The 26,558-nt window shown below is 64.9% G+C and carries 22 protein-coding genes and 1 pseudogene; 13 read left to right on the forward strand and 10 right to left on the reverse strand.

Translation table 11 applies throughout. The features are described 5' to 3' along the window. The 3 genes and pseudogenes from EN857_RS27520 to EN857_RS27535 form a co-directional block, all read left to right on the forward strand. A pseudogene (locus EN857_RS27520) lies at positions 1-102 on the forward strand (IS110 family transposase); the annotation flags it as partial. A 284-nt stretch (positions 103-386) separates the two neighbouring features. Next, positions 387-1,463 (forward strand): extracellular solute-binding protein, encoded by a 1,077-nt coding sequence (locus EN857_RS27530; RefSeq protein WP_127391303.1) that lies wholly within the window; start codon positions 387-389, stop codon positions 1,461-1,463. Further along, positions 1,460-2,770 (forward strand): flavin monoamine oxidase family protein, encoded by a 1,311-nt coding sequence (locus tag EN857_RS27535; protein ID WP_127287035.1) that lies wholly within the window; start codon positions 1,460-1,462, stop codon positions 2,768-2,770. Before EN857_RS27530 ends, EN857_RS27535 begins: the two co-directional genes overlap by 4 nt. Here the strand turns inward: EN857_RS27535 and EN857_RS27540 are convergent. Genes EN857_RS27540 through EN857_RS27550 form a run of 3 tightly spaced genes read right to left on the reverse strand, consistent with a single transcriptional unit; the run spans position 2,734 to position 5,601 of the window. Continuing rightward, complete coding sequence (locus tag EN857_RS27540) at positions 2,734-3,807, reverse strand: ABC transporter ATP-binding protein (protein ID WP_127391310.1); 1,074 nt, start codon at positions 3,805-3,807, stop codon at positions 2,734-2,736. The two genes, EN857_RS27535 and EN857_RS27540, sit on opposite strands and share 37 nt — an antisense overlap. A 55-nt stretch (positions 3,808-3,862) precedes the next feature. Further along, the gene (locus EN857_RS27545; RefSeq protein WP_127391304.1) at positions 3,863-4,687 is read right to left on the reverse strand and encodes an ABC transporter permease; all 825 of its coding nucleotides are present in this window, start codon (positions 4,685-4,687) and stop codon (positions 3,863-3,865) included. Beyond that, entirely contained in the window at positions 4,684-5,601 is a 918-nt protein-coding gene (locus EN857_RS27550) for an ABC transporter permease (protein ID WP_127286991.1), read from the reverse strand. The genes EN857_RS27545 and EN857_RS27550 overlap by 4 nt, the downstream gene beginning before the upstream one ends. A 315-nt stretch (positions 5,602-5,916) precedes the next feature. Between EN857_RS27550 and EN857_RS27555 the strand changes: the two genes are divergently transcribed. Further along, on the forward strand, positions 5,917-7,335 hold the full coding sequence (locus EN857_RS27555) for an aminotransferase (RefSeq protein ID WP_127391305.1): 1,419 nt from the start codon (positions 5,917-5,919) through the stop codon (positions 7,333-7,335). Between the two features lie 270 nt (positions 7,336-7,605). On the opposite strand, the gene EN857_RS27560 is transcribed toward EN857_RS27555, so the two are convergent. Beyond that, a complete protein-coding gene (locus EN857_RS27560) occupies positions 7,606-8,808 on the reverse strand; it encodes an aromatic ring-hydroxylating dioxygenase subunit alpha (RefSeq protein WP_127391306.1) in 1,203 nt (400 codons plus the stop codon). A gap of 513 nt (positions 8,809-9,321) precedes the next feature. Here EN857_RS27560 and EN857_RS27565 point away from each other — a divergent pair. Next, on the forward strand, positions 9,322-9,726 hold the full coding sequence (locus EN857_RS27565; protein ID WP_127282675.1) for a hypothetical protein: 405 nt from the start codon (positions 9,322-9,324) through the stop codon (positions 9,724-9,726). 262 nt (positions 9,727-9,988) lie between these two features. Here EN857_RS27565 and EN857_RS27570 read toward each other — a convergent pair whose 3' ends face one another. Further along, positions 9,989-12,076 carry a hybrid sensor histidine kinase/response regulator gene (locus EN857_RS27570; protein ID WP_245511351.1) on the reverse strand — a complete coding sequence of 696 codons (2,088 nt, stop codon included), beginning with the start codon at positions 12,074-12,076 and terminating at the stop codon, positions 9,989-9,991. A 230-nt stretch (positions 12,077-12,306) separates the two neighbouring features. Further along, positions 12,307-13,083, reverse strand: a complete 777-nt coding sequence (locus EN857_RS27575; RefSeq protein ID WP_187331469.1) for a response regulator transcription factor — start codon at positions 13,081-13,083, stop codon at positions 12,307-12,309. A 46-nt stretch (positions 13,084-13,129) separates the two neighbouring features. Here EN857_RS27575 and EN857_RS27580 point away from each other — a divergent pair, with 46 nt between their 5' ends. Next, positions 13,130-13,816 (forward strand): response regulator transcription factor, encoded by a 687-nt coding sequence (locus EN857_RS27580; RefSeq protein ID WP_127282650.1) that lies wholly within the window; start codon positions 13,130-13,132, stop codon positions 13,814-13,816. Positions 13,817-13,880: 64 nt separating this feature from the next. Here EN857_RS27580 and EN857_RS34940 read toward each other — a convergent pair whose 3' ends face one another. Both EN857_RS34940 and EN857_RS27585 read right to left on the reverse strand, forming a co-directional pair. Beyond that, complete coding sequence (locus EN857_RS34940; RefSeq protein ID WP_187331470.1) at positions 13,881-14,048, reverse strand: hypothetical protein; 168 nt, start codon at positions 14,046-14,048, stop codon at positions 13,881-13,883. 32 nt (positions 14,049-14,080) lie between these two features. Continuing rightward, positions 14,081-14,413, reverse strand: a complete 333-nt coding sequence (locus tag EN857_RS27585) for a hypothetical protein (RefSeq protein WP_127282651.1) — start codon at positions 14,411-14,413, stop codon at positions 14,081-14,083. 347 nt (positions 14,414-14,760) lie between these two features. On the opposite strand from EN857_RS27585, the gene EN857_RS27590 reads away from it, so the two are divergent. Next, on the forward strand, positions 14,761-15,219 hold the full coding sequence (locus EN857_RS27590) for a L,D-transpeptidase (RefSeq protein WP_127311127.1): 459 nt from the start codon (positions 14,761-14,763) through the stop codon (positions 15,217-15,219). 153 nt (positions 15,220-15,372) lie between these two features. On the opposite strand, the gene EN857_RS27595 is transcribed toward EN857_RS27590, so the two are convergent. Together EN857_RS27595 and EN857_RS27600 are read right to left on the reverse strand one after the other, a co-directional pair. Continuing rightward, the gene (locus tag EN857_RS27595; RefSeq protein WP_127282653.1) at positions 15,373-18,456 is read right to left on the reverse strand and encodes an efflux RND transporter permease subunit; all 3,084 of its coding nucleotides are present in this window, start codon (positions 18,454-18,456) and stop codon (positions 15,373-15,375) included. After that, on the reverse strand, positions 18,453-19,715 hold the full coding sequence (locus EN857_RS27600; protein WP_245493363.1) for an efflux RND transporter periplasmic adaptor subunit: 1,263 nt from the start codon (positions 19,713-19,715) through the stop codon (positions 18,453-18,455). The genes EN857_RS27595 and EN857_RS27600 overlap by 4 nt, the downstream gene beginning before the upstream one ends. 145 nt (positions 19,716-19,860) lie before the next feature. On the opposite strand from EN857_RS27600, the gene EN857_RS27605 reads away from it, so the two are divergent. The 6 genes from EN857_RS27605 to EN857_RS27630 all read left to right on the forward strand — a co-directional run bounded on the left by EN857_RS27605 (position 19,861) and on the right by EN857_RS27630 (position 26,547). Next, entirely contained in the window at positions 19,861-20,400 is a 540-nt protein-coding gene (locus tag EN857_RS27605) for a TetR/AcrR family transcriptional regulator (protein ID WP_127282655.1), read from the forward strand. A 321-nt stretch (positions 20,401-20,721) separates the two neighbouring features. Continuing rightward, entirely contained in the window at positions 20,722-21,510 is a 789-nt protein-coding gene (locus tag EN857_RS27610) for a 3-hydroxybutyrate dehydrogenase (RefSeq protein WP_127391308.1), read from the forward strand. Between the two features lie 158 nt (positions 21,511-21,668). Further along, on the forward strand, positions 21,669-22,487 hold the full coding sequence (locus EN857_RS27615; RefSeq protein ID WP_128274853.1) for a chromate resistance protein ChrB domain-containing protein: 819 nt from the start codon (positions 21,669-21,671) through the stop codon (positions 22,485-22,487). After that, positions 22,484-23,866 (forward strand): chromate efflux transporter, encoded by a 1,383-nt coding sequence (gene chrA / locus EN857_RS27620; protein ID WP_135859394.1) that lies wholly within the window; start codon positions 22,484-22,486, stop codon positions 23,864-23,866. The genes EN857_RS27615 and chrA overlap by 4 nt, the downstream gene beginning before the upstream one ends. Positions 23,867-24,074: 208 nt before the next feature. Then, a complete protein-coding gene (locus EN857_RS27625; protein ID WP_135859395.1) occupies positions 24,075-25,466 on the forward strand; it encodes a multicopper oxidase family protein in 1,392 nt (463 codons plus the stop codon). 196 nt (positions 25,467-25,662) lie between these two features. Beyond that, positions 25,663-26,547 carry a dihydrodipicolinate synthase family protein gene (locus EN857_RS27630; RefSeq protein ID WP_135859396.1) on the forward strand — a complete coding sequence of 295 codons (885 nt, stop codon included), beginning with the start codon at positions 25,663-25,665 and terminating at the stop codon, positions 26,545-26,547. Positions 26,548-26,558: the final 11 nt, after the last annotated feature.

Below are 26,558 nucleotides of genomic sequence, written 5' to 3' on the forward strand. Positions count from 1 at the left end.
GTCGGCAAGCCGAAGATCGTCGCCGTCGTGGCCGTCATGCGAAAGCTGCTGACCATTCTCAACGCCATCATCCGCGACCAAAAACCATGGCAAACAGCTTGACAGCCAAGACAGTCGCTCTCCCCGTATAGTGACGGGGAGAGGGGCGCTGTCATCGCCGGTTTCGCCAATCGCTAACGTTTCAGGAAAGGCGACGAGGTTGCGGCCAGCCCCTTCTCCCCGTCACTATACGGGGAGAAGTGCCCGGCAGGGCGATGAGGGGCTGCGCAGACTTCGACAATTTCGTGATCTCAGCCATAGATTGAAGCGGAGCGAGCGGCCTCGCCAAGGGCCCGCAATTCTCCTAACCTCGCGGAAACGTATTCGCGATGGGGGAGTTTCGCGTCATGAATTCCATGCTTCGCCGCCTTGCTCTCGCCGCCGCCTGCACGGTCGGAGCCGGCGTGGCCTACTCGCTTGCGGAGGGCGGCGGCGATCTCATCGTCTTCGACTGGTCGGGCTATGAGGACCCGCTGCTGCATTCCGGCTACGCGGCGAAATACGGCGCCGAACCGACCTTCTCCTTCTTCGGCGACGAGGACGAGGCGTTCGAGAAGATGCGCGCCGGCTTCAAGGCCGATATCGCGCATCCCTGCTCGCAAAGCGTGGTCAAATGGCGCGAGGCAGGCCTGCTGCAGCCGCTCGACACCAACCGCATCGCTGGCTGGAAGGACCTCAACCCTGGCATCATGGCGATGAAGGATCTCGCCACCACAGCCGACGGCAAGGCCTGGTTCATGCCCTTCGACTGGGGCAACACCTCGCTGCTCTACCGCATCGACAAGGTGACGGCGCAAGAAGCGCAATCGCTCAGGATCTTCGCCGATCCGAAGTTCAAGGGGCGTGTCACCATCGGCGACAATGTCGACGACGCCTATGCGCTGGCGAGCCTGGTGATCGGATTGAAGGACTGGACCAAGATGACGGATGCCAAGTTCAGGGAGGCGTCCGACTTCCTGCGCCAGGTGCACAAGAATGTGCGCTTCTACTGGACCGACGACACCGACCTCAACCAGGCCTTCACCGGCAACGAGGTGGATCTCGTCTGGGGCTGGAACGAGACCTATGTGACGCTCAAGGGCCAGGGCATGCCGATCGAGATAAACCGCGACACCAAGGAAGGCCTGTCGACCTGGGTGTGCGGCTACGTGCTGATGAAGGACGCGCCGGGCAAGCTCGACCAGGCCTATGATTTCCTCAGCGCCGTCAACGCGCCCGGCGTATCGGACTATCTGGTCAAGACCTTCGGCTACGGTCACGGCAACGCCGCCGGCATGGCGGCGCTCGACCACAAGATCCTGGCCGAGCGCGGTTTCGACAATCTGGACAAGTTCCTCGACAAGACGCTGTTCCAGCAGCCGGTGGCGCCGGAGCTGAAGCAGCGGATGGTGGCCGAGTTCGAGAAGATCAAGGCCGGCTATTGACGACAGCAGTCGAAAGAACCGAGGTCGTCCTCGTCGGCGGCGGCTTCACCGGCCTGACGGCGGCGCTCGAGCTGAAGCGCGCCGGCATCGATTTCCTGCTTCTCGAAGCGCGTGACCGGGTCGGCGGGCGGGTCGAGGCCATCCTGAACGGGCTCGGCGAACGGATCGACAGTGGCGGCCAGTTCCTGTGCGAGGACATGCCGGAGCTGATGGCGCTGGCCAGGGCGCGCGGCAAGACATTCGTCGAGACCTATGTCGATGGCGATTTCATCACCCATCCACCGATGTCGGCCGCGCAGGCGGAGCGGACCTATGTCGCGGCGATGGCGATCCGCGACCGGCTGAACGGGATCGAGCCGGACGATCCGGCGATTGCCGGGCTGACCGTCGCCGACTGGCTCGGGCGCCAGAAGGACAGCGCCGACGCGAAGGCGGCCTTCCGTTCGATGATCGAGGGTCTCTGGTGCCTGGCGCTGGAGAAGGTGCCGCTCTGGTATCTGATCGACAATGATCGCCGCATCACCAACGAGGTGCCGGAGCTGCAATATTTTCTGCGCGAGACCATGCAGTCGCTGGCCGAGGATCTGGCCGGCGATCTCGGCGACCGGTTGCGATTGAACGAACCGGTGACGCGGGTCGAGCACGGACCGCAAGGCGTTCGCGTCACCACGGCCGGCGGTACGATCGAGGCGCGCCAAGCGTTGGTTGCGGTGCCGCCAGCCACGGCCGCGAAGATCGATTTCGCGCCCGCCCTGCCGACGAAGCTGGCGAAAGCGCTTGGCGTCTGGGAAAGCGGCGCCGTGGTCAAGATCCTGGTCCGTTACCGCAAGCCGTTCTGGCGCGATCGGGACTTGAGCGGCATGGTGATGTGGCGCGACATGCCGGGCCTGTTTGCCTGCGACGCCAGCAAGGATGCAGGGCATGCGGCGCTGGTCGTCTTCATCGGCGGACCCCTGGCGCTGCGCTGCCGCAAGCTGGGCGCCGCGGCGCTGCGCGCCGAAGTCACCGCCAAGCTCGTGGATGCGCTCGGTCCTGAGGCGGCCGATATCCTCGACTTCAACCAGCGCGACTGGACGGATGACCGCTGGAGCGGCGGTGGTTATAGCGACCTCATTGTCGATGTGACGGCGCGGGATGCCGAGCGCACGATCCTCGCCGGCGCGCCGCCGGTGCATTTCGCCTCGTCGGAGGTGTCGCCGTCATTCCCCGCCTATGTCGAAGGCGCGATCGTGGCCGGGCGCATCGCCGCCGGAAAAATCCTGGCTGGCCTTCAGTCCGCCATCGCCACCAGGGCCTCGGGATCGTAGGCGAGGCGGATCGGCGCGCCGACCGGGATGTCGTCGGCGCCGAAATCGTTGGTCTCGGTCACCGAGAGCGGCTTTTCCAGTCCGGGGATCTCGACGATCAGGTGGGTGATCTCGCCGAAATAGTGGCGCTCGACCACCTTGCCGGCAACCTCGAATTTCGCCGTCGCATTGTCCCACAGCACGCGCAGCCGTTCCGGCCGGATGCCGAGCGTCGCTTGGCCGCCGTTGCGGACGAAGGCCTTCGGCTTGTCTGTCCTCACACGCCCAAAGCCCAGCGTGTCGAGCACCAGCGAGGCGCCGTTCTCCTCGACGATTTCGGCCTTGACGAAGTTCATGCCGCCGAGGAAGTCGGCAACCTGGCGGTTGACCGGCCGCTGGTAGATTTCCTTCGGCGAGGCGACCTGCGCGATCTTGCCGCCGAACATCACGGCGATGCGATCCGACATGGCCAGCGCCTCATACTGGTCGTGGGTTACCAGCACGAAGGTGATGCCGACCGCCTGCTGCAGGCGGCGCAGCTCGACCTGCATCTGCTCGCGCAGTTTCTTGTCCAGCGCCGAGAGCGGCTCGTCGAGCAAGAGCACCTTGGGACGCATGACCAGCGCGCGGGCAAGCGCCACGCGCTGGCGCTGGCCGCCGGAAAGTTCGGTAGCGCCGCGCTTGCCGAGGCCGGTCAGCGACACCTGCGCCAGCGCCTCCTCGACGCGGCGTCGTTCCTCGTCGCCTTGCAGCTTCAGCCGCTTCAGCCCGTAGGCGACGTTCTGCTCGACGTTGAGATGCGGGAAGATCGCATAGCTCTGGAACACCATGTTGGTGGGCCGCCGATTGGCGGGGATGCCATCCATCGGCTGGCCGCCGACGGCGATCGAGCCGCTGGTCGGATTGTCGAAGCCGGCGATCATGCGCAAGAGCGTGGTCTTGCCGCAGCCCGAGGGACCAAGCAGCGAGAAGAACTCGCCTTCCTTGATGGTCAGCGAGGCATCGTCCAGCGCCTTGAAGGCGCCGTAGCTGCGCGTGACGTCGCGGATCTCGATCATGGCCCGCTCGGACTGGGGTCGCTCGGACTGGTGGGGCCGTTCGGCCAGGGACAATTCAGGCATAGAGGCCTCCCTCGTTCCGGGTGCGGCTGGCCGCGCGGCGGCGCAGGATCTCGGCAATGGTCATCAGCAGGAACGAGGCGAAGAGCAGCAGCGTGCCCAGCGCCAGCACACCCGGCAGCTTGGCCGCGAAACGCAGTTGACCCCAGATGTAGATGGGCAGCGTCGCCTCGGTGCCGGTCAGGAAGAAGGCGATGATGAACTCGTCGAGCGAGATGGTGAAGCAGACGAGCAGGCTGGAGATGATCGCCGGCATCACCATCGGCAGCGTCACCCGCCGGAAGGTGCCGAAGGCGCTCTCGCCGAGATCGGCGGAGGCTTCCTCCAGGCTGCGGTCGAAGCCCTCGAAGCCGGAGGTCAGCACCGTCATCGAATAGGGTATGCAGACCAGCACATGGCCGAGCACGACGGTGAACAGCGACAGGCTGAGGCCCAGCTGCAGCATCACCAGCAGCATCGAGATGGCGACGATGACCTCAGGCAGCACCAGCGGCGCCATGATCAGGCCGTTGATGGCGCGCCGTCCGGGATAGCGATAGCGGGTGATCGAGCGGGCGGCCAGGATGCCAAGCACGGTCGACAGCACCGAAGCGGAGACGCCGACGATCAGGCTGTTCCACGTGGCGTCGATCAGCGCCGGCGTGCGCGGCAGGTCCTCGTACCATTTGAGCGTGACGCCTGAGAGCGGGAATTTCGGCGTCGCTGCCGTGTTGATCGAGAAGATCGGCAGGAAGATCACCGGCAGATAGAGGAAAGCGACATAGAGGAAGGCATAGGCCGAGAGCCAGCCGCCTGGGAGCAAGCGTTTGATCGCCATCATCGAGCCAGCCTCTGCGCGGCGCGGATGATCAGCACCGTGGCGCCCGCCATCAGCGTCACGATCACCATGGTGGTGACCGAGAGCGCGGCGCCCAGCGGCCAGTTCGACGCCTTGCCGAACTGCGCCTGGATGGCGTTGGCGATCATGACGCCGTCCTTGCCGCCGACCAGCTTCGGCGTGACATAGTCGCCGACCGTCGGGATCATGACGATGAGCATCGCCGAGACGACGCCCGGCGTCGACAGCGGCAGCGTCACGCGCAGGAACGAGCGCAGCGGGCCGTCGCCGAGATCCGTCGCAGCCTCGACCAGCGTACGGTCGACCTTCTCCAGCGAAACGAAGATCGGCAGGATGGCGAAGGTCGCCCAGGCATGGGTCAGCGTGATGATGACGGCGCTCGAATTGTAGAGCAGCGCCGTCGACGGCTCATCGATGATGCCGAGACCCATCAGGCCGGAATTCAAGACGCCGTTGTAGCCGAGGATCACCTTCCACGACATGACCCGTAGCAGGTAGCTGGTCCAGAACGGGATGGTGATGAGGAACAGCCACAGGCTCTTGTGACGACCGCCATGGAAGGAAATGAAATAGGCGATCGGGTAGGCGAGGATCACGGTGAGCACGCTGACCGTCAGCGAAATGTAGAGCGAGCGCCATAACAGATCGCGATAGATCGGCTCGGTGAGCGCGACGCGGTAATTCTCCAGCGTGAAGGTGTGGTCGATGGTGAGGTAGTTCTGCGTCCAGAAGGAGTGGGCAAAGACCACCAGGATCGGCAGCACCAGCAGGATGAGGGCATAGAGGAAGGTGGGACTGATCAGGGCAAAGCCCTGGACGGGTTCCGACTGCAGAAGGGCACTTCGCCTGACCTGCGTCATGCGCAGCGGAGGCGACCCTTCGGCAGCCGCCGTCATTGCAGCGCTCCGGGCGTGATTTCGCTTGCTGGCACGAACAATTCCGCCATGTGGCTCCCATCTCTCAGGCCCGGCGGCTTGTTCCCATTTGTCCTTGTAGCGCGACCCAATGCAAACCGGTGACCCGTCTTGCTGGCCGCGCCCTGGCTTGCCGGCTTTCTTTCATCATGAGCGCATCCGCCAATTGAAATCAAGCGCTATTTCTGCAATATTGATTGAACGGACATTCAAAATGAAGTGAAGAAAGACCGATTTTCCGGGACTTGTCGCGTCATTCTGTGTCCACCGAAGGGCCCACAACCACACGAGGCGATTATGGCGGCTGCAAGGGAGATCAGGGCGCGGGAAGGCAACGAGGCCGGCGATGACGATGCCGTGGAGTTGGCCAAGCGCCACCTCGTCCAGCCTTGGCCGTATGCCGGCTCGGTCGGTGCCGAGGCGCGCGCGCTGATCGGCGAGGGCGACGGCATCTACATCACCGACGCGTCCGGCAAGCGGCTGATCGACGGGCCGGCCGGCATGTGGTGCCTCAATGTCGGCCACCGCCGCGAGGAGCTGGCGCGGGTGATGTACGACCAGGCGATGGCGCTCTCCTACAACACGCCGTGGTACACGATGAATGCGCCGTCGGCGGAACTCGCCTGGCGCATCGCCGGCCATGCGCCAGGCGAGCTCAGCCATGTCTTCTTCACCACCGGCGGCTCGTCCGCGGTGGAGACGGCGCTGCGCTTCATGCAGTTCTACAACAATGTGCGGGGACGGCCTGAGAAGAAGCTGATCCTCAGCCGTGGCGGCGCCTATCACGGCTCGACCTATCTGTCGGCCTCGCTCAATGGCCGTCCGCGCGACCGCGACTGGATGGACGGCGCCGACGAGCTGGTGGTCAAGCTTTCCTCGCCCGACCCGTTCCGGCGGCCGAAGGAGATGAGCCCTACTGCCTTCACCGATTTCCTGGTCAGTCAGTTCCGCGACACCATCGCCCGCGTCGGCGCCGAGAGGATCGGCGCCTTCGTCGGCGAGCCGGTGCAGGCTTCCGGCGGCGTGATCGTGCCGCCGGAAGGCTATCTCCAGCGCATCCGCGAGATCTGCCGCGACAACGACATCCTCTATGTTTCGGACGAGGTGGTGACCGGCTTCGGCAGGCTCGGGCACGTCTTTGCCTCCGGCGACGTGTTCGGCATCGATCCGGATATGATCACCTTCGCCAAGGGCGTCACCTCGGGCTACTTCCCGCTCGGCGGCGTCATCATCTCGGAACGGCTGCTGGAGCAGCTGCGGCGCTCCAACCATCCGGACGCGCTGTTCGGCCATGGCCTCACCTACACCAGCCATCCGATCGGCTGCGCGGTGGCGCTGAAGAACCTCGACCTGCTGGAAGAGGGCGTGCTGGCGCACGCGCGCGAGGTCGCGCCCTATTTCCAGGCGCGGCTGAAGACGCTGGAGGAACTGCCGCTGGTCGGCGAGGTGCGCGGCATGGGGCTGATGGCCTGCATCGAATGCGTCGCCGATCGCGAAAGCAGGAATCCGCTGCAGCTCGACAAGGACGTCGGAAAACGCATCGACGCGCATTGCCACGAGCTTGGCCTGCTGGTCCGGCCGCTGATCAACATGTGCGTGATGTCGCCGCCGCTGATCATTTCGCGCGAACAGATCGACGACATGGTGGCGATCCTGCGCGAAGGCATTTCACGCACGATGGACGATCTCAGGAAAGAGGGCGTCTGGCGGGGGTGATTTTCTTCCTTCTCCCCGTTTCACGGGGAGAAGGTGCCGGCAGGCGGATGAGGGGCGGCGCCGACATTGGCGATTGGCTGCGGTTCAGGACCTCATCTGCCTGAAATCATAACCGTCCTGGCCCAGCGCCGTGCAGCGCCAGCTTACGACCTTCAGTTTGACGATCAACCTTGAGGTTGCGAGCAAGCATAATCATAAGGCGTTGGTGCCGCCCCTCATCCGCCCTTCGGGCACCTTCTCCCCGTGGAACGGGGAGAAGGAAGAGAGGTGCTACCCCCTCGACCGCAACGCGTCGTTCAGCGCCCACATGTCCTTTTCCTCCGGGGCCGTCTCCAGGCCGAGCACGGGGACCTGCCTGCGCAGATGGTCGTGGTGGGTGCGCACGCCGTATTCGAGGTCGGAGAGATAGAACCCTCCGAACGCTTCCGACAGCATGGATTCGTTCGACCACACCGAGAGCTGGACGTCCTCGTTCATGGTGTCGCGGTCGATGCGGTAGGCGAGGTAGCGCGCCGCGGCCTGCTCCCTGGTCTCGTCCTTGTAGCGGTAGATCGCGCCGCGCAGCAGCGTCTCGCCGGTCGACAACGGGAACTCCTGATAGAACTGCACGGATTCCGGCATGATCGACAGCGCGTTGTTGGGGAAGATGCCGTAATAGATCCAGGCCTTGCGCAGGTGCTCCGGCAGGTGCGAGGCGTCGGGCGCGAGCTTGATGTATTCGCGCACGCTCCAGCGCCGTCCGGCATGCGGGTTGTAGGTGGCGAAGGAGCGCGACACGCCGTTGACGAAGGGCTCGTCGAAATAAGTCGCGCCATAGAGATCCTGCAGCGCAGGATGCGCCATGGCGACGTGATAGCCTTCGTTGTCGACGTCGCGCACCGACTTCCAGTTGACCGGCGACTTTTGCGTCCAGATGCCCCAGGACGGCACCATCTCGGCGACGTTGTAATGAGCCATCTCGGCCTCGATCGGCTTCAAGAGCTCCGCCACCGAAGGCTGCGGCCCGCCCTTGCGGAAGCGGATGAAGATGAAGCCCATCCAGATTTCGAGGTCGAGCGGCATCAGGCCGAACTCGGTCTTGTCGAGGTCGGGGAAAGAGCGCGGGCGAGCAGCACCGCGCAGCGTGCCGTCGAGATTGTAGACCCAGCCGTGGAACGGGCACACAAGTGCGTTCTTGCAGGTGCCTTGGCTGTCGGCGACGACGCGGCTGCCGCGATGGCGGCACATATTGTTGAAGGCGCGCACGACGCCGTCCTTGCCGCGCACGATCAGCGCCCGCTCGCCGATGACATCCATGGTCAGATAGTCGCCGGGATTGGGCACGTCGGAGACATGTCCGGCGATCTGCCAATGGTTGCGGAAGACGTATTCCTTCTCGAGTTCGAGAAGGGCGTTGGAGTGATAGCTCCAGCCCGGCAAACCCCGCCGGTCCCAATCGTTGGGGATCGCCACGTCACGCAGATGCGGGTTCATGGGAGGCTCTTCTTTTGTTGAATGCTCATTCAATATAAACATATTTTCCATTGAAATGCAATGGTTTGCGAAAGTATGAAATTTTCGCGGCGCAAGGCCTGCGTCGATCTTCAGCCCGTCTGGTTGGGAAAAATCGCGGAAAATCCGAGCGTTAACTGGGGTTCCGGACGCCGGCACCGCCGCGTCCGGATTGAGCAGGCCGGGCCGCGAAAACGGCAGTTCCCCGGCGATATGACCCGACGCGATTTCGCTCGCGAAGTGTGAGGTTGCTCATAGTCCGCAACGTCGCGTCGGCGCATTGCTCCGGCTTGTGATGTCGCTCTTTCAGGTCTCGCTTATGGAACAGCATCGCAAACGAACACGAAAATCGGCGCATGACCGAATATGCCCGATCGTGCCCGATTTTTCTGTTTCAAGCCAGTTACACGGGCAGGCCTCGCGTATCATTCCCCCGTTACCGGGTGCGATTAAATTCGTTTCATAGAAAAAAGAAAGACAACGAAGGGGATTGCGATGTTCACGAAAGTCGAGACCGCCAACCAGCGCCTCCAGGCTCCGGAGCGCAGCGACCGGCGTCCGAAGCTGGCGCTGCGCCAGCGCGCCAGCGACCATCCGATGGCAATGTTCATGGCGATTGGCGCCATTGCCTTCGCCGGCATGTTCTTCACACCGGCGGCAGGCCCCGCCTTCGCGTCGTTCGACCCGCCGGCCGGTGTCGTCGATGGCGCGCCGACCACGATCAAGACCGGGCGTCTGCCGATGCCGCAGATCGATTTCGCCTGCAAGGGCCAGGCCTGGGGCGCCGAGAGCGCCGACTGCCTGCGCGCCATTGCCGAGCAGTCCGGCAAGCACAGGGAACGCGCGGTGCGCATGATCGCCAATGCCGCTCCGCTGACCAGCACGCCGAACGTCTTCTGATTTGTCGAACGTGATCCGCGAAACAGTTCCCCGCTTCGCAATCACGCTTTGACCTCCCCAGAGCGCTCCTCCTGCGCTCGAGTCAGGCTCCCACCGCATAGTCGGTTGGGAGCCTCTTTTTTGGGATCTATTGATATTCAAGTGAGGCCGGCCTGCGTAGGGCGGTCGCTACCGGTACTCGCGTAGCAAAAGTACGCTGCGTTCCGGTTCTCTCAAACCGCCATTCCCGGCTCGGCCTGACAGATCCCGAGGGCGCCTAATCCTAGCTCTCGACGGAAGCCTGCTCGGCTATCGCCGAAAGCACGCCGCGCACATCGAGCGTGCTGAACGGCTTTTCCAGGATCTGCGGCCGCTGGTGCGGCCTCAGCGCCTCGATCTCGGCCTTGGCACCGATGAGATCGCCGGTGACCAGCACGAAGCACTGCGCCAGCGCCGGCCGTTCGGCGAGCAGCTCGCGATAGATCGATATGCCACTGGTGCCGGGCATGCGCAGGTCGGAAAAGACGATGTCGGGCGGCATCTGACCGCTGAGGATCGACGCCGCCGATGTCCAGGCCGGCACCACCCGCGACTTGACGCCCATCAACTCCAGTATGTCGGAGAGCGAGCCGGCGACGTCGGGCTCGTCGTCGATGATCAGCGCGTGGCGCAGGCCGCTCGAACGTGTCGGGCTGTCCGTGCCGGCAGCCGGGCCGGCGGTAATCGCCGGCAGTTGGACGACGAAGCGGGCACCGTGCGGCTGCACCTCCTCGAACCAGATGTTGCCATTGTGCCGCTCGATGATCGACTTCGAGATCGACAGGCCGATGCCGGTGCCGACGCCGACCGGCTTGGTCGTGAAATAGGATTCGAAGATGCGTGAACGGATCGCGTCCGGCACGCCCGGCCCGTTGTCCTCGACGGAGAAGCCCGGATTGCCGCGCTCGCTGCGAAACGTGCGCACCTTGATCAGCCGGTCGCCGGCGACGCCGGCCAGCGCGTGCTGGCTGTTGACGAGGAAGTTGGCGGCCACCTGCGTCACATGATCGGCATCGGCCATGGCCAGCAGCGGGCCGGCGGCGAAATCGGTGTCGATGATGATGCCGCTGGAGCGCGCGCCATAGGCGGTGACTTCCAGCGCGGCGCGGATCACCTGGTTGAGATCGGTCTCGGCCTGCTCGGTCGGATGCAGGCGCACCATCGACAGGAAGCTCTTGACGATGCGGCCGCACCGCTCGGCCGCGGCACGCACCTTCTCGGCGCGCACCTTGGTCTGCGGGTCGCTGGCGAACTCATGCAGCAGCGTCGACTGCGCGACGACGACGGCAAGCGGATTGTTGAGCTCATGCGAGACGCCGGCCAGCAGCGAGCCCATGGCCGCCATCTTCTCGTTCTGGTGCAGCTTCTCACGCTGGCGGCCGATCTCCTCCTCGGCGCGCAGCTTGTCGCGCAGGTCGCGGATCGAGCCGAAGATCAACCGACGGTCGGCGACCCGCATCTCGGTTGCGGTCAGCTCGATCGGGAATACCTCGCCGACGGAATTCTGGGTCACGGTCTCCAGCCGCTGGCCGACCATCGGCGAACCGCGGCCCGACATGTATTCGGCGCCTGAGGCATAGCCCTTGCGGTAGTAGATCGGCACGATGGTGTCGAGCAGGTCCTTGCCGAGAATGTCGCTGCGCTGGAAGCCGAACATCTTCTCGGCCGCCGGGTTGAACTCGATGATCGAGCCGGTCTCGTCGATGACGACGATGGCGTCGAGGGAGGCCTGCAGCATGGTGCGGCGGATGACCTCGCTGGCATGGGCGTCGGAGGGCGAATGCTCGATAGCGTCGCCGATGGCGAGCGCGATGATGTGCAGCGTCGCCTCTTCCTCGTCGGTCCATTCGCGCTCGGCGACGCAGTCGTTGACCGCCAGCGTGCCCCAGAGGTGACCGTGCGCGAAAACCGATACCGACAGGAACGACTTGATGTTCTGCTTCTCGAAGTCGGCCCTCAGGAAACCGTCGAGATCGCGGGTATGGCCGGCAAACACCTTGCCTTGCCGCTCGTCCTCCTGCAGCCGCTCCAGCAGCGGATCCGAATTGATGATCGACTGCATGATGACGGTGGGAGAGGCGAGCTCGCCGCCAAAGTCGGGATTGATCCAGTAGGCCGAGACCGACTGGGCGAAGCCCTGGCCGGGAAGCTCGCGCAGTCGAAACAGGATGCCGCGCTGGCAGTCCATGGCGCGGCAGAGCGTCTCCAGGATGACGTCCATCTCGCGCTGCCAGTCGCCGGCCTCTCGGAGCCGGCGCACGACGCGGACAGCCGCCATTGCCGCGCCCTGGCGGGTGGCTTGCGTGTCGGTGCGCGCGGCTGCAGCAGTCATGTCTAACACGTCACCCAGGGCCAGATCGGCAAGATATGAAATTGAGCACACAGGCTCGGAAAAATCGACCACGGTTTCCCGCAGGAACCATACGCAGGACCAAAATGCTACAGCGTTCTTTGCGCATCCGGAAGGATGCGCGGCGTCGATGGTTGCGGATCTGGAAAATCCCGGGCCGTCATCGCCACATGACGGCACCTCAAATCGATCCAGGCCGCCCTGGCTCGGGCCTAGTTGCCGTCGCCGGCGGGGAGCGAGAAGATATAGCCTTCGCCGCGCACCGTGCGCAGGAACTTCGGGTTGGCCGGATCGGCCTCGATCTTCTTGCGCAGCCGCATGATGCGGATGTCGACCGCGCGGGACGATTCGGGGTCCTCGACGAATCCGATCGCCTCGGAGATCGCGGCCCGTGTCAGCAGCCGGTTGGCTCGGGTCAGGAAGACTTCCAGCACGTCGAACTCGCTCTTGGCCATGTCGACGACCGCGCCGTTGGCGCCGGTGACCAGCCTGCCGTCGAGATCGGCATGGAAGGCGCCGAAGCTCATGCGCCGGCCAGTGCCGGTTTCAGGCTTGGCCGCCTGGGGCTCCGCCGGTTGCGGAACGCGGCGCAGCACGCTGCGCACCCGTGCCAGCACCTCGCGCAGCTCGTAGGGCTTGACGATGTAGTCGTCGGCGCCGAGCTCCAGCCCGACGATGCGATCGAGCGCGGTGCCGGCAGCGGTGGCATAGATGATGCCGATCGGGGTCCTGGAGCGCAGCCAGCGACCGAACGACAGGCCGTCCTCGCCGGGCATGGCGATGTCGAGGATGGCGAGATGAAAGGATTGCGTCTCAAGCAGGTTCCGCGCCGCGGCGGCACTTTCGGCCGTCGCCACGTCATACCCGCTGGCGCCGAGATACTCGGCGACGGCATCCCTCAGGTCAGGCTCGTCCTCGACGACGACAATTCTTGCCCGCACTATGCTCTGGCTCCCGCTTTCAGCGGAAAGTAGATTGGGTATAAACATGATGTCCAGCACTCATCTTGAGATGTCTGTCGCAGGGTGGAGAAAAATGGCCGCACGATCCGTCATCGCGCTCGTTTCCGTCGCCGAAGTGGTGGCGGGCGACCTTGCCGACCATCTCGAGCGGCGCGGTCATGACGTGCGCGCGGCGCGCCAGCCCTGGGAAGCGGAATCGCTGCTTTCGGCCAAGGGCATCGATGTGGTGGTTGTCGGCGACAGTGTGAGCCAGGCCGAGGGGCGCGATCTGCTTCGCCGCTTTGGCGGCGAGGGCGGCCCCGACTTCATCCTGATCTGCCGGCCGGCCGACCTGGTCGACAAGGTGCTGGCGCTCGAGCTCGGTGCCGCCGACGTCGTCGAGAGCCCGCTCAACGTCAGGGAACTGGCCGCGCGCATCGGCGGCCTGCTGGCGCGGCGCGGCAGGGCCGCCGGGGAACTGATCGTGCTGGAGAACGCGACCGTCGATCTGCGGTCGGCGATGGTCATGCACCGCTCGGGCGCGGAAGACCAGCTTTCGCCCGGCCAGGTGGCGCTGCTCAAGCTGTTTCTGGCAAGCCCCCGCAAGGTGCTGACGCGCGACGACATCATCGCCGCGGCGCCGGCCGAAAACGCCGACGCCTTCGACCGCTCGATCGATTCGCGCATCGTGCGGCTGCGCCGCAAGCTCGACACCGAAACCATCACCACGATACGCGGCGCCGGCTACCGGTTCGACCCGCCGACGCAGCGCGTCGATTGAATCAGCCAGACTGTACGATTGTTTCAGCATCGGACCGGTTTCCATTCTGGTCCGATGCTCTCGCTCAGCGCAGCACGATGGCCGATGGGCCGGATGGCGCATCGCTGGCGATGGCGACCACCTCAGCCTGGGCACGGTCGCGCAAGAGGACAGTGGCAAGGCCGGCAAAGCCCAGAAGGCCTTGCGCGTAGAGCAATGCGGAAAGCACGGCTGCGGCAGATTTCGTGTTCATTGGCTCCATCCCTTCAACTATGCGGTTTCGCTTCAGGAAACCCCCGAAGCGCCCGCGCCGCCCACGGAGCCCCCCGCAGCGGCGCGGGCCTTCGGTCCTCTCGGCAGCAAGTAGCCGGAGGCGCCGCGCATCCACTTCAGCCGAAGGCCGACCCGCCAGAGGGCCTTCAGCCGGTTAACGCGCAGGCTGGACACGATCCAGACCGTGGCGATGAACAGCGCGGCATGCAGCGTCGAAATCTCGCCGGAATTCATGGCTGCAAGTGTCGTCGCCGGGTTGCCGGCAACAGAGCCGACACCGCCGAGGACGATTGCAGCGACGCTTATCCGGAGAAGCCAGGAGCGTAGGTTCGTTTTCCTGCCCATTTTCGTTTTGCTGTCGTCTGTTCCCGTTGCGTCAACTGTGCTGCCGGCTTGTATCGGGATCATGCCGCACGGGCTGCGCTTTGTTGCAGGCTGGTTTCGGCGTCGGCCGTATCGCTTTCATATCAGAGACATACGGCTTTCGTTTGGGGGGGTTGCAGCCCCAAGCCGGTAACCAGGCGTTAACCATACGGCATGCGCCCGACCACGCCCAACGTCGGGCTTGTTAACCAGGGGAAACAGATTCGAAACAAATGTGAGCATCAAGCGAAATCGGCTTGAAACATCACCCAGCGATAAGTCCGGCATCGAATTGGAGCCGGCCCCGACCGGCAGAGAGAGGGGACAACATGAGCACCACCATTTCCGCCAGGCTTATCAACATCACCGCCGCTGCCCTGACTGGCGCGGCCCTGCTTTTCGGCGCCGGCAGCGGCGCCGCCCACGCCAACCAGATCCTGGCGCGCGTCTCGCTTTCGCAGCAGACCATGGAAGTGCTGGTGGACGGCCGGCCGACCTTCGCCTGGAAGGTCTCGACCGGCGACAGGTCGCATGTCACGCCGACCGGCTCGTTCAAGCCGACCCGCCTGCACGAGATGTGGTATTCGAAGAAGTACGACAACGCGCCGATGCCGCATTCGGTGTTCTTCAGCGGCGGCTACGCCGTGCATGCGACCTATGCCATCAAGCGCCTCGGACAGCCGGCCTCGCATGGCTGCGTGCGGCTGCACCCGGATGCTGCGGCCGATTTCTACCAGCTCGTCCAGGCCTTCGGCCCGTCGAACACCAGCATCGTCATCGTCAAGTAGCTGGCTGTGGTCGAAGGCGGCGAGGAGGGTCGGCAAAACCTCCTCTCATCCGTTCCGCCTCCCGCCTGAAGAGGCATTGCTTCTTCCGCGGTAAACGCCCAACCAAAAAAGAGGCCGGAATTTTCCGGCCTCTTTTTTTGTCTTTCGTTTCCGTCAGTCCTGCAGCGCCGGCATCAGGTTGGGATCCGGCTTCTCGGCATGATGCGGCAGGTCCTTGCTGGCGATGAAGGTGTAGAACATCGGCACCACGAACAGCGTGAACATGGTTCCGACCAGGATGCCGGTGAAAATCACCAGGCCCATCGAATAACGGGCGGCGGCGCCGGCGCCGCTGGAGGTGATCAACGGCACGACGCCGAGCGCCATCGCCGCCGTGGTCATCAGGATCGGCCGCAGCCGGACCTTGGCCGAAGCGACAATCGCGTCGCGCCGACGCATGCCATGCAGCTCGCGCTGCTGGTTGGCGAACTCGACCAGCAAGATGCCGTGCTTGGTGATCAGGCCGATCAGCGTGATCAGGCCGACCTGGGTGTAGATGTTGAGCGTGCCGAGCCCGATATTGAGCGGCACGATGGCGCCGAAGATCGACAGCGGCACCGCCATCATGATGATCAGCGGGTCGCGGAAGCTTTCGAACTGCGCCGCCAGCACCAGGTAGATGACGAGCACGGCCGCGGCGAAGGCGATCATGATCGTGTTGCCCTGCTCCTTCTCCTGCCGGGACTGGCCGGCATAGTCGACGAAGAAGGTTTCGGGCAGCGTCTCCTTGGCGATGTCCTCGATCGCCTTCAGCCCGTCGCCGGTTGTGACACCGGGCAGCGGCAGGGCCGAGATCGTCGCCGAGTTCAGCTGGTTGAACTGCTCGATCGCGGCGGGCGCCGCGTTGGTGGAAATCTTCACCACCGCCGACAGCGGCACCATGTCGCCCGAGGCGCTGCGGACGAAATACTGCGACAGCTTTTCCGGGTTGTCGCGGAATTCCTGCGGCACCTGCGGGATGATGTCGTAGCTGTTGGAGTCACGGTCGAACTGCGCCACCTCGGCGCCGCCGACGAGCAGCGTCAGCGTGCGGCCGATATCGGCGATCGGCAGGTTGAGAGCCGCCGCGCGGTCGCGGTCGATCGTGACCGTCACCTGCGGCGCGTCATAGGACATCGAGTTCTGCACGACGATGAAGCGGCCGGAGGCCTGCGCCTTGTTCTTGATATCCTCGGCCGCCTGGTAGACTTCGGAGGCGTCGCCGGTGGAACGCACCACAAAGGAGATCGGCAGGCCGCCGCCCGAACCGGGCAGCGTCGGCGGCGCGAAGACGAATGCCTCGACGCCGGCCACCTTGGCAAGCCGGCCGGTGATGTCCTCCTGGATCTCCTTCGAGCTGCGGCTGCGCTCGGCCCAGTCCTTGAAGGCGAAGCCGACGAAGGCGCCGTTGGTGGCGCCGCCGAAGGCGACGGCCGAGAACTGCGCGCGCGTCTCGGGGATGTCCCTGACCAGGCCGAGGATCTGATTGACGTAGGTCTCGGTATAATCCGAGGTCGCATAGCGCGGCGCGGTCACGATCGAGAGCAGGAAGCCCTGATCCTCCTCCGGCGCCAGTTCGCTCGAGGTCTTGGTGAACATGAAGCCGGTGAGCGCGACCAGCGCGACCACGATCAGCAGCGTCACCGGACGGTTTCTGAGCGAGCTGGTGACCATCCTCTCGTAGACGCGCTCGACGCGGCCGAAAGTGCCGTCGACAATGCGCTGGAAGCGGCTGTGCGAGCCTGCCTTGAGAATGCGCGCCGACATCATCGGCGTGATGGTGATGGCGATGATGCCCGAAAGCACAACCGAGCCGGCAAGCGTCACCGCGAATTCGCGGAACAGGGCGCCGGTGAGACCGCCGGTGAAGGCGAGCGGGGCGAACACGGCGGCCAGCGTGATGGTCATGGCGACGATGGCGGACAGGATCTCGCGCATGCCGTTGAACGCCGCCTGCATCGGCGACATGTGATCCTCTTCCATGTGGCGATGGATGTTTTCCACCACCACGATGGCGTCGTCGACGACGAGGCCGATGGCCAGCACCATGGCCAGCAGCGACAGTAGGTTGATGGAGTAGCCGACCGCAAACAGCAGGAAGCAGACGCCGATCAACGACAGCGGAATGGTGACGATAGGCATCATCACCGAGCGGAACGAGCCGAGGAAGAGCAGGATGACGACGATGACGATGGCCACCGCCTCGCCGATGGTCTTGAACACTTCCTCGATCGAGGCGCTGATCTGCTCGGTGGAATCGTAGACGACCTCGATCGACATGCCTTGCGGCAGCGTCTCCTGGATCGTCGGCACCAGCTTGTGGATCGCCGCCGCCGTGGTCAGCGGATTGGCGGCCGGCGTCGGGAAGATGGCAAGGAAGGTGCCGGGCTTGCCGTTGAAGCTCACCCGGGTGTCGGTGCTTGCCGCGGCAAGCTCGACGCGCGCCACGTCGCGCAGCCTGACCACATTGCCGTCCTTGGAGCGCAGCGGCAGGGCGGCAAAAGCCTCCGGCGTCTGCAAGGTCGAGCGCACGGTGATCGAGGAGACGACGTATTCGTTCTCGGTGTTGCCGGGCGCCGACAGGAAGTTGCTGTCGTTGATGGCGGTCAGCACCTCGGCAGCCGTCACGCCGCGCGCGGCAAGCTTGACCGGGTCGATCCACACCCGCATCGAATATTCCTCGGCGCCGAAGATCTGCACGTCGGCGACGCCCTCGACCGTCGACATGCGCGGGCGGATGACACGCTCGATATATTCGGTCAGCTGCTCCTTCGTCATGTTCGGATTCTGCATCGAGATGTACATCATCGCGAACTCTTGCCCGGTGCCCTTGACGATCACCGGATCCTTGGCGGCATCAGGCAAAGTGCCGCGCACGCCCTGCACCTTGGACAGGACTTCGGTCAGCGCCACGTCGGGATTGGAGCCGAGCTTCATCTGAACAACAACGGTGCTGGACGACGGCCGGCTCGAAGAGGTGACGTAGTCGATGTTCTCGGTCGAGGCGACGGCGCGGGCGATCGGGGCGGAGATGAAGCCCTGGATCAGGTCGGCGCTAGCACCGGGATAGGCCGTGGTGATCGTGATGGCGGTTTCCTCGACCTTCGGATACTGCCGGATCGACAGGTTGAAGATGCCCTGGAAACCCAGCAGCAGGATCATGCAGGCAAGCACGGTCGACAGGACCGGCCGGCGGATGAAGATGTCGGAGAAATTCATTGCTGTGCGGCCTGCTTGTTTGCCGGCTTGGTCGGATCGATCGTGTTGTCGACAGCAACGGACATGCCGTTGAAGAGCCGGTTCTGGCCGGCGGTGACGACCTCATCGCCAGCGGCGATGCCCTCCAGTATCTCGACCATGCCGGCATTGCGGCGGCCGGGCTTGACGAAGACCTGGGCAAGCACGAGCTCCGGCTTTTCGCCCTCCGCCGGCTTGGCCGCGGCATCGGCGGGCTTTTCGTCCGGCTTGGCCTGCGGGGTTGAGCCGGTCTTTGTCGCGTCCGGCTTCTCTTCGGGCTTGGCCGCCGGAGCGGCAGCGCCGGCCGCGGGCTTTGCCGGACGGACGACGAAGACGAAGTCGCCATAGAGGCTGGAGGTCAGGGCCGTCTGCGGCAGGCCGAGGACATTCGGCTCCTCCGGCAGTTCGACGCGCACCTGGACGAACTGGCCCGGCGTCAGCTTGCCTTCGGGATTGGCGACCTCGGCGCGGATCGAGACCAACCGGCTCGCCGGGTCGATCTTGGGGTCGATGCCGCGAATGGCGCCGGCGAACGGCATGTCGCTGCTGCCGCCGCCAATGCCAAGCCGCACCGTCTGGCCGATCTTGAGCAGCGGCAGCTGCTGTTCAGGCACCGAGAAGTCGACCCGCATGGTGTCGAGGTCCTGCAGGGTCACCACCGAGGAGCCGGTGGCGAGATATTGGCCAAGGTCGATCTTGGGGATGCCGACCGTGCCGGCGAAGGGCGCCGTCAGCTGCTTCTGGTCGAGCACCGCCTGCAGCTTGTTGACCTGCGAGGCGGAGGCCGACGCGGTCGCCCGCGCGGTGTCGAGCGTGGCGTCGGTGCCGACGCCGCGCCGCTGCAATTCGATGGCGCGTTCCAGCGCCGTCTGGTCGGACACGTTCTGCGCCTTGGCCGCCGCGAGATCGGCGCGCTCGACGGCATCGTCGAGCTGCAGCAGCACGGCGTTGTCGGCAACCTTCTGGTTGGCGTGGAACATGATGCTCTTGACGATGCCGGCGGTTTCAACGGTCAGATCGACGCCGCGCACGGCGCTGACGGTGCCGATCGCCTCGACGCCGGGCGTCCAGTCGGACGGCTTGACGATGACCGTCGACACGGTCGCCGCAGGCGGCTTCATGGTGGCGAAATACTGCTTGATCGCGCTGTCGCGAAACAGGTTGAAGCCAACGATGCCGCCGCACACCAGGATGAGCAGAAGCAAAATTCCGGTGATGATCAAGAAGCGCTTCACGAACAGTCCCCCTCGGCCGGCGTCCGGCATAGTCGTCGAACAGCGGGACAAATATCGAAGACAGGCCCCGCTTTCAAATGATGGCGATCTTACTGTACCGTCTGGACGGTGTTGTCAATTCCGCCTAGGCTAATGTAAGGGGGAGGCACCGATGAAAGCCCGCAGAGCAAATTCGCGTGACAGGATACTCGCCGCCGCCGCCGACGTGGCGCGCGAGGCGGGGCCGGGCAGCCTGTCGCTGGACGCCGTCGCCAGCCGCGCCGGCGTCTCGAAGGGCGGTCTGCTCTACAATTTCCCGACCAAGGCCAAGCTGATGCAGGGCCTGGTGGAGGACTATCTGAAGGCGTTCGAGCAGGCGCTGGAGACGCGCACGGCGGACGCAGGCGGCGAAACGCCGCTCGAGGCCTATATCCGGCTTTCGGCCAATGATTGCGAGGAGCCGCAGCCTTCCGCCTCATGGATATTCTCGGCGATCGCCGAGGATCCGGATTTCCTGACACCGATAAAATCCTTCAAGCGGCAGCTGTTCGAGCGGCTGAAGGGCGAGACGAACGACCTCAAGGCGCTGCTGGTCTGCTTTCTCGCCATCGAGGGGCTTCGCAGCATGAATCTCTTTGATTCCGATGTGCTTTCGCCGGACGAGCGCCGGCTGCTGCTGGCGTCGCTGCTGGAGATCGCCAAGGTGAATTGACGCCGGCCGCGACAGGCTAGGCCAACTATCAATCACTCGCCCAAGTTGGTCTGGCAAGCCGTCACACCTAGCGAGGCGGGGATCCCGAGACCGGATCATCCGCTCAATCAATCCGGCGGCGCGAGGTGCGCGACACGCGCAAGAGGATTATGTTGCACGGCACCATGACAATGCCATGTCACGCCCGGCGAGCGCCAGCGCGCGCGCTCCCGGACGGCATCACAACATTGTAATCGCACCGACATATGGCCATGGCATTGTTATGTTGCGGCGCACAAACTATGTGCGGCAATATCGTATTCCACCTGCCGCGAGATCATCATGGGTTCTCTGTCCTCGAAGAACGCCCTCGTCACCGGCTCCACCAGCGGTATCGGCCTGGCAATCGCCCGTGCCTTTGCCGCAGAGGGGGCCAATGTCACCATCAACGGGCTCGGCGATGCCGCCGCGATCGAGCAGGAGCGCGCCGGCATCGAGAAGGATTTTGGCGTCAGGTGCTGCTATTCAGACGCCAACATGATGGATGGCGCGGCGGTCAGCGCCATGGTGCGTGAGGCCGAAGAGGCGTTCGGCAGCCTCGACATCCTGGTCAACAATGCCGGTATCCAGCATGTCGCGCCGATCGACGAGTTTCCCGACGACAAATGGGAAGCGATCATCCGCATCAACCTGCTGGCGGCCTTCTATGCGATCAAGGCAGCACTTCCCGGCATGAAGGCGCGCAAATGGGGCCGCATCATCAACACGGCCTCGGCGCACGCGCTGGTCGCCTCGCCGTTCAAATCGGCCTATGTCTCGGCCAAGCACGGCATCGCCGGCCTCACCAAGACGGTGGCGCTGGAGGTTGCGCAGAATGGCATCACCGTCAACGCCATCGCGCCGGGCTATGTCTGGACGCCGCTGGTCGAAAAGCAGATCCCCGACACGATGAAGGCGCGCGGCATGACCGAGGAGCAGGTCAAGCACGACGTGTTGCTCGCGGCACAGCCGACCAAGGAGTTCGTCACCGTGGACGAACTCGCCGCGCTGACGATGTTCCTGTGCTCGGACGCGGCCAAGCAGATCACCGGCACGACCTTGCCGATGGATGGCGGTTGGACGGCGCAGTAGGCGCCGTCTCCGCGGCGCGGGCGCCGTTTGCGAAAGCGTCTTTCTTGACAAGGCGAGAGGATCGTTCCAGCATTATGGCAAGGGGTTCATCGCGATGACCCCGTGAGGCGTCAGCCCAACGATCGCGTCCAAGCTCTCTCTTTCCGGAGGTGGACGCCATGCCGTCAACGACCGAAATCACCGTACAGCAACTTTCCCGCCTCGTCGGCTTACCGGACGCGCCCGTCCTCATCGATGTGCGCATCGACGAGGATTACCAGGCCGATCCCCGCCTGCTGCCGGCATCCTGCCGGCGCAATTTCAGAACCGTCGCGAACTGGGCGGGGGAGTTCACCGGCTCCAGGGTGGTCATCATCTGCCAGAAGGGGCAAAAACTCTCGCAAGGCGTGGCAGCCTGGCTGCGCCATGAAGGCATCGAAGCGGAATCGCTGGAAGGCGGCTTCGAGGCCTGGGCGGCGGCCAAGGCGCCGCTGGTCATGGCCGGCGCGATACCGCCGCGCGACGACAAAGGCCGCACGGTCTGGGTGACACGGGCGCGGCCCAAAGTCGACCGCATCGCCTGCCCCTGGCTGATCCGCCGCTTCGTCGATCCCGAAGCGGTGTTCCTGTTCGTCGACGCGGCCGAAGTGCCGGCGGTGGCCGACCGCTTTTCGGCGGTTCCTTTCGACATCGACAATGTGTTCTGGAGCCATCGCGGCGAGCGCTGTACCTTCGATACGATGATCGAGGAGTTCGGCCTCGCCTCCGAAGCGCTCGATCGCCTGGCGCTCATCGTGCGTGCGGCCGACACGGCGCGGCTCGATCTCGTGCCGCAAGCGGCGGGCTTCCTCGCCGCGTCGCTCGGCCTGTCGCGCATGTTCCGCGACGATCTCGAGCAGCTCGAGGCCGGCATGCTCCTCTATGACGCTTTCTTCCGCTGGTGCCGCGACGCCACCGAGGAAACGCACAACTGGCCGAGCGGGAGCAAGCCGTCATGAACGACCTCGCGGCGGACGACGATGCCGAGGCCGCCGTGCCGGCGGCGCCGAGCTTCAGGGAGGCGGTGCGTCTGTGGGCGAAGATCGGCCTGCTCTCCTTCGGTGGTCCGGCCGGGCAGATCGCCCTGATGCACAAGGAACTGGTCGAGGAGCGCCGCTGGATCGGCGAGCAGCGTTTCCTGCATGCGCTCAACTACTGCATGCTCCTGCCCGGACCGGAGGCGCAGCAGCTCGCCGTCTATATAGGCTGGCTGCTGCACCGGACCGCCGGCGGCCTCGTCGCCGGCATCCTGTTCGTGCTGCCTGGGGCGCTCGTGATGCTCGGCCTCAGCAGCTTCTACATGCTCTACAACGATGCGCCGGTCATCGAGGCGCTGTTCTTCGGCATCAAGGCGGCGGTGCTGGCGGTGGTCGTCGAGGCCGTCATCCGCATCGGCAAGCGGGCTCTCAAGAACCGGGCGATGGTGGCGATCGCGGTCGCCGCCTTCCTCGCCATCTATGTCGTCAAGCTGCCGTTTCCGCTGATCATCCTGCTGGCCGGGCTGACCGGCTGGGTCGGCAACCGCCTCGCGCCGGGCCTGTTTTCCGGATCGGCGCATGGCAAGGACACCAAACAGGACAGCCGGGGCGTTGTCGACCTGATGTTCGAGCGCGGCGAGCTCGGACACACCAGGCCGACGAAATGGCACGCGCCGCGCACCATCGCCATCTGGCTGCCGATCTGGCTGGGGCCGGTGGCGCTGATCGCGGCGATGGGCGGCCCGGCCAGCGTCTGGACGCAGCTCGGCAGCTTCTTCAGTGTTATGGCGGTCGTGACCTTCGGCGGCGCCTATGCGGTTCTCGCCTATGTCGCGCAGGCGGCGGTGTCGTCGTTCGGCTGGCTAGCGCCTGGCGAGATGGTCGACGGCCTCGGCCTTGCCGAGACGACGCCGGGGCCGCTGATCCTGGTGCTGCAGTTCGTCGGCTTCGTCGCCGCCTATCGCCATGCCGGCGCGCTCAGCCCGCTGCTTGCCGGGTCGCTCGGATCGCTGCTGACTCTATGGGTGACCTTCGTGCCTTGCTTCTTCTGGATATTCCTCGGCGCGCCCTACATCGAGCAGCTGCGGCAGAACAAGGCGCTGTCGGCGGCGCTCGGCGCCATCACCGCGGCCGTCGTCGGCGTGGTGATGAACCTTGCGCTGTGGTTCGCGCTGCATGTCATCTTCGGCACGGTGCGAAGCGTCGGCCTGGGCATGGAGATCCCGGTGCTGGCGTCGCTCGACTGGCGCGCGGCGCTGCTGTCGCTGGCGGCGATGGTCGCCATGCTGAGGCTGAAGGTCGGCATGCTGCCGACGCTGGTTGCATCGGCGCTGGCGGGGCTGGCGCTGCAGGCGCTCTGACCTCGGGGACATCAGCACCCGCTCTCTGGTGGCGGCACTGCAGCAGCGCGTCGATCCGGTCGCGACCGGGGCGATCACGGCAGGGTGATTTCCAGTCCGATCGAACGGCATGGTGTTGTCGGCAGCCGGCATCGAAGGCTACACGGATTGTCGCGTGTGCCCGCAACGATGCCCGGCTGCACGGTTGTCTTTCGAGTTGGAACGCAACATGACGCTGACGCGCCGCAAATTTCTGAATGCCACGGCGGTGGCCGGCGCGGCAGGGATCGGGCTGTCGGCCATGGGGAAGTTGGTCAGCCGGGCATTGGCCGGGCCCGATCCGGTGACGCTGAAGACGGCCAGGATCGAGGCGAAGCTGATGGATGTCGGCCGGACCAGGGATGTCCTGACCTATGGCGAGGCCGGCATGCCGCCGGTGCTCAGGATGAAGAAGGGCGAGCCCTTCGCGGCGCGGCTGATCAACGGCATCGACGATCCGACGACGATCCACTGGCACGGCATCCGCGTTCCCAACAAGATGGACGGGGTGCCGTTCCTGGTGCAGCCCTATGTCTACACGGGCGATCATTTCGACTATCAGTTCACGCCGCCGGACGCCGGCACCTTCTGGTACCACCCGCACTGCAACACGCTGGAGCAGATGGGTCACGGCCTGACCGGCGTGATCGTGGTGGAAAACCCGAGCGACCCGCAATTCGATGCCGAAATGGTTATCAATCTGCGCGACTGGCGCCTCGGCGACGACGGCCAGTTCATCGACCAGTTCCGGCCTCGCGACGCGGCAAGGGCTGGCACCTATGGAACGGTGCGCACCGCCAACTGGCTCGACCAGCCGCAATTCGACGCGCCGGCCGGCGGGCTGGTGCGGCTGCGGGCCGCCATCACCGACGTCACCCGCGTCTACGCCTTCCGTGTCGAGGGCGCCGAGGCGGCGGTGATCGCGCTCGACGGCAATCCGGTGCGGCAACGCTTCGCGCCCGACGCCTTGCAGCTTGGACCTGGCCAGCGGCTGGATCTCGCCATACGCATGCCCGACGACGAGGGCGCCATCGTCAGCCTGAGGGACGTCAGGGGCACCAAGCCCAAGATACTGGCGACGCTGCGCGCGATCGGAAAGTCGCTCAAGCGCGACGTTCGTGACCTTGCGCCGCTGGAGGCCAATCCGGTGGCGGAGGTGGATGCCGCCAGCGCCCAGCACATTTCGCTGGCACTCAGCGCCACCGCAGAAAACCTTCCGGCTGACGGCATCTGCGGCTCGCTCGGCTACAGTTTCTGGGCGATCAACAAGGTGCCGTGGCCGGGCGACACGCTGGACCCGACCGCGCCGCTGGCCGACCTGAAGCTCGGCCGAAGCTATGTCATCGACATGGAGAACCTGACGCCGCAATCGCATCCGATCCATCTGCACGGCATGAGCTTCAAGGTGCTGTCGTCGTCGACGCGCCCGGTCCAGCCGCTGGTCTCCGACACCTATCTCATCCAGCCCGACGAGAAGGTTCAACTGGGTTTCGTGGCCGACAATCCCGGCGACTGGCTGCTGCATTGCCACGTCATCGAGCACCAGAAGTCGGGGATGACGAGCTATATCCGGGTAGCCTGAAGGGACTGGTCGCAAACGCATAGGGCGGTTTGCGCCGCGGAGGCAAAGGCTGGTTTCGCTGCCGCTTGGACAAGGCGCCGTCGCTCGTTTCCAAACTTGACCAGGATGCCATTTCCAAAACCTGCGACCCTGCATTTACAACTAACATGTTAGTGTGATAAAGCTGCCTGCATAGTGACATAGGAGAGCTTTCGCAGTGACTTCGCGCTTTGGTCTTTCGGTCGCCCTGGCGACGCCTTTTCATGCGTCCGGGCAGATCGCGGTCCCCGCGATGGTCGCGCAGGCCAAGGCCTGCCTTGTCGCCGGCTGCGGCAGCGTCACGCTGTTCGGCACCACCGGCGAGGGCGCCTCGATCGGCACCGAAGAGCGGCGCCGGATCGTCGAGGCCATGCTTGCCGCCGGCATCCCGGCGCATCAGCTCGTTTCCGGCGTGCTGGTCGACGCGGCCGAGGACGCGGCCGAGCAGGCGCGGCATGCGCTGCAGCTCGGCGCCCGCAACATCCTGCTGGCGCCGCCGAGCTATTTCAAGAATGTCGGCGAGGACGGGCTGTTCGGATGGTTCGCCGCCGTCTTCGCGGCACTCGGTCCGCTGGCCCGCGACGTCCTGCTCTACAACATCCCGTCCGTCACCATGGTGCCGTTGCCGCTCAGCCTTATTGGCCGGCTGCGTGCCGCCTTTCCGAATGTGGTCGCGGGCGTCAAGGATTCGGGTGGCGACTGGACCTACAGCGAGGCGCTGCTTGCCGCGCATGGCGACCTGGTGATCCTGATTGGAGACGAGCGGCATCTGGCGAGGAGCGTGCGGCGGGGCGGGCAGGGCGCCATTTCCGGCATGGCCAATTTCGTTACCGGCGAGATCCGCGCCATGGCGGTGGACGGCCGCGACGATGCCCGGGTCGAGAATTTCGTGCTCGAACTGCTCAAGTTTCCAGTGATACCGGCGGTCAAGGCGATGCTGGCGCGCAGCACCGGCGACGACGGCTGGCTTGCCGTTCGTCCGCCGCTAGAGCCGACATCGCAGCAGGGGCGCAAGCAGCTTGCCGCGGCCTACGACCAATTGTTTGCGACAGAGCCGGCCTGACCGGCAAAGGA

It is taken from the genome of Mesorhizobium sp. M4B.F.Ca.ET.214.01.1.1 (assembly GCF_004791545.1).
GTDB lineage: Bacteria > Pseudomonadota > Alphaproteobacteria > Rhizobiales > Rhizobiaceae > Mesorhizobium > Mesorhizobium abyssinicae.